Annotated in this window: 2 protein-coding genes and 1 pseudogene; all 3 read right to left on the bottom strand. The window is 74.7% G+C overall.

What is annotated here, in order from left to right; translation table 11 throughout:
- Positions 1-104: 104 nt before the first annotated feature.
- A complete protein-coding gene (locus tag QH283_RS26360) occupies positions 105-1,667 on the bottom strand; it encodes a bifunctional uroporphyrinogen-III C-methyltransferase/uroporphyrinogen-III synthase (RefSeq protein WP_280505631.1) in 1,563 nt (520 codons plus the stop codon).
- A complete protein-coding gene (gene hemC, locus QH283_RS26355) occupies positions 1,664-2,692 on the bottom strand; it encodes a hydroxymethylbilane synthase (protein ID WP_280505630.1) in 1,029 nt (342 codons plus the stop codon). Before hemC ends, QH283_RS26360 begins: the two co-directional genes overlap by 4 nt.
- Positions 2,689-3,238, bottom strand: a pseudogene (locus tag QH283_RS26350) (hypothetical protein); the annotation flags it as partial. The gene hemC and the pseudogene QH283_RS26350, both read right to left, overlap by 4 nt.

Raw genomic sequence — 3,238 nt, 5'->3', positions numbered from 1 at the left:
ACTTTGCCGCCCCGCCCCCGGCCCCCCCCCCCGCCCCCCAAAACCCCCCCCCCCCCCCCCCGGGGGGGGGGGGGCCCGCCGTCGGTCGTCGCGACGGGCGGGGCCTACCGGCTGCGGCGGCTCTTCTTGCGCGGCGGCGGCAACAGCCCCTCGGCGCGCAACCGGGCGGCGTGCTCGGCCAGCGCCTCCACCAGCGGGCCCACCTGGGCGACCTCGGGCTGCACGTCCACGCGCAGACCGAACTCCACGGCGGTCTCGGCGGTCTTCGGGCCGATACACGCCACGATGGTGCGCGCGTGCGGCTTGCCCGCGATGCCGACCAGGTTGCGGACCGTCGAGGAGGAGGTGAACAGGACCGCGTCGAAACCGCCGGTCTTGATCATCTCGCGGGTCTCCGCGGGCGGCGGCGAGGCGCGCACCGTGCGGTAGGCCGTGACGTCGTCGATCTCCCAGCCGCGATCGCGCAGGCCCTCGGCCAGGGTCTCGGTGGCGATGTCGGCGCGCGGCAGCAACACCCGGTTCACCGGGTCGAAGACGTCGTCGTAGGGCGGGAAGTCGGCCAGCAGGCCCTCGGAGGACTGCTCGCCGGAGGGCACCAGTTCGGGGTTGATGCCGAAGGAGCGCACCTTGTCCGCGGTCGCCTCGCCCACGCAGGCGATCTTCACGCCGGAGAAGGCGCGGGCGTCGAGGCCGAACTCGGCGAACTTCTCCCAGACCGCGCGCACCGCGTTGGTCGAGGTGAAAACCACCCACTGGTAGCGGCCGTCGACCAGGCCCTTGACCGCGCGCTCCATCTGCGCGGGACTGCGCGGCGGCTCGACGGCGATGGTGGGCACCTCCATCGGGATGGCGCCGTGGGTGACCAGCCGCTCGCTCATCTCGGCGGCCTGGTCCTTGGTGCGCGGCACCAGCACGGTCCAGCCGTAGAGCGCGCGCGACTCCCACCACGACATCTTCGAGCGGGTGGCGACCGCCTTGCCGATGGTCAGCACCAGCGGTCCGACCAGCTCGGAGGCGGTGCTGTTCAGGGTGGCCAGGGTGGCCTCGATGGTGCGCTGCTGGCGGGTGGTGCCGCGCACGGTCACCGCGACCGGGGTCTGCGAGGCCATGCCGTGCTCGACCAGCGCGCTGGCGGTCTCGGCCAGGTGGCCGGAGGTCGCGTGCAGCACCAGCGGGCCGGGGGCGGCGGCCAGCGCGGCCCAGTCGACCTCGCCGCGCACATCGGCCTCGGTGTGGCCGGAGCCGAGCGCGATGCCCGCGTAACTCGGCACCGCCGAGCCGGTGGGCAGACCGGGCAGCACCTCGAACACCATGTGCGAGCGGGTCACGGTGGTGACCTCGGTGATCACCGAGTCGGTGGTCAGCGGGTCGCCCGCGACCACACGCACCACATCGTGGCCCGCGCGCGCCTCGGCGATGAGCGTCTTGGCGACCTCGGCGGGCTCACCGAGGGCGGGGCGCACGTCCACCGGACGGGTACCGTCCTCGAGTTCCTCGACCTGGCTGCCGATCAGCGCGAGGACGCCCTTGTCGACATCGGGGTCGGTGAAGGCCAGCGTCGCCCTGCCGAGCACCTCGCGCGCACGCACGGTGAGCAGCGCCGGGTCGCCGGGTCCCGACCCGACGAACAGGATCCGACCGGGGTGCTTCTTGGTGGCTCGGCTCATTGAGGGTTCTCCATCGGACTGGGATTGCTGAAGTCTGTGTCTGGCAGGCCCGCCTCGGCGGCGAGCAGCTCGCGCGCACCGAGTTCCAGCAGTTCACGAGCCAGCTCGCGGCCTAGCTCGGCCGCCCGCGTCGGGTCGCCGACCACCGAGGCGCGCAGCACCTCCGAGCCGTCGATCGCGGCGGCGCAACCGCGCAGCGACAGCTCCTCGACGACCCTGCCGTCGTCGTCGAGCGATTCGACGACCTCGGCCAGCGCCCCCACCGGCGCGGTGCATCCGGCTTCCAGTTCGGCCAGCAGCGCGCGCTCGGCCGCCACCGCGGCTCTCGTCGCGGCGTCGTCGAGCCCGGCCAGCGCCTCGGCCAGCGCGACGTCCTCGCTGCGGCATTCCACCGCAAGCGCCCCCTGCGCCGGAGCGGGCAACACCTGCACCGGCTCCAGCGCCTCGGTGACCACCTCGGTGCGGCCGATGCGCGCCAGGCCCGCCCGCGCCAGCACCACGGCGTCGAGCTCGCCGGAGGTGACCATGTTCAGCCGTCTCTCCACATTGCCGCGCAGCGGCACGATCTCCAGGCCGAGACCGAGCGCGCGCAGCTGGGCCATCCGGCGCGGGGCCGAGGTGCCCACGGTGGATCCGGCCGGCAGCTCACCGAGGACGAGGCCGTCGCGGGCGACCAGCGCGTCGCGCGGGTCCTCGCGGGGCGGGATGGCGGCGATGGTGAAACGCGGGTCCGGCGCGGTCGGCAGGTCTTTGTAGGAGTGCACGGCCAGATCGATGGAGCCGGCCAGCAGCTCGTCGCGCAGGGCGGAGGTGAACACCCCGACGCCGATCTTGGCCACCGGGTCGGCGGACAGGTCGCCGGGCGTCTTGACCACCACCAGCTCGGCCGGGTGGCCCGCCGCGATCAGCGCGTCGCGCACGGTGCCCGCCTGGGTCATCGCCAGCAGGCTGCCACGGGTGCCGATGCGTAACGGGGCGCCGGTCCGCAGCGCGGTCACATTGCCCTCTTCCTGCGCGACGGTCATGCCGGGGTCTCCTCCTCACCGAGGTGGTTGTCCAGGCCAAGGGTGTGCCCTGGGGTGAAGTCGTCGGCCAGGCCCGCGGTGCGGTCGCCCCCGATGGGGGGGATCACCAACGGCCCGCCCACCGCCACCGCCCCCCCGGGCGTGAGTTCGAACAGCTCGCGCAGCGCCTCGGCGTAGCTGTCGCCGCCCGGGGTCGAGGCCAGCTGCTTGACCCGCACCGTCGGCGCGTGCAGCAGCTTGTCGACCACCCGGCGCACCGTGCGCGCGACCTCGTCACGCTCGGTGTCGGCCAGCGCGGGCAGCCGCGAATCCAGCCGCAGCAGTTCGGCTTCCACCACCTCGGCGGCGCGCTGGCGCAGCGCGGCCACGGTCGGGGTGACCTCGGCCATCCGCTGTCCGGCCAGATATTTGGCCAGTTCCTCGGCGACGATCGAGCGGGCGGCGGCGGTGTCGTGGGGGGGGGGGGCGCCGCGCCCGGGCGCCCGGGCCCCCGGCCGGGGGGGAGGGGGGGCGCCCCGGCCGCCCCCCCCCCCCCGCCCCCCCCCC

This window comes from Nocardia farcinica (assembly GCF_029867845.1).
In the GTDB taxonomy this organism is placed as follows: Bacteria; Actinomycetota; Actinomycetes; order Mycobacteriales; family Mycobacteriaceae; genus Nocardia; species Nocardia farcinica_A.
Note: the sequence above shows the minus strand (reverse complement) of the source record. Positions and strands in the feature narration are given on the sequence as shown.

What these genes read in the sequence shown, in the direction of transcription:
- QH283_RS26360 (WP_280505631.1), bottom strand. Translation starts at nt 1,667, where the DNA reads ATGAGCCGAGCCACCAAGAAGCACCCCGGTCGGATCCTGTTCGTCGGG.
- hemC (WP_280505630.1), bottom strand. Translation starts at nt 2,692, where the DNA reads ATGACCGTCGCGCAGGAAGAGGGCAATGTGACCGCGCTGCGGACCGGC.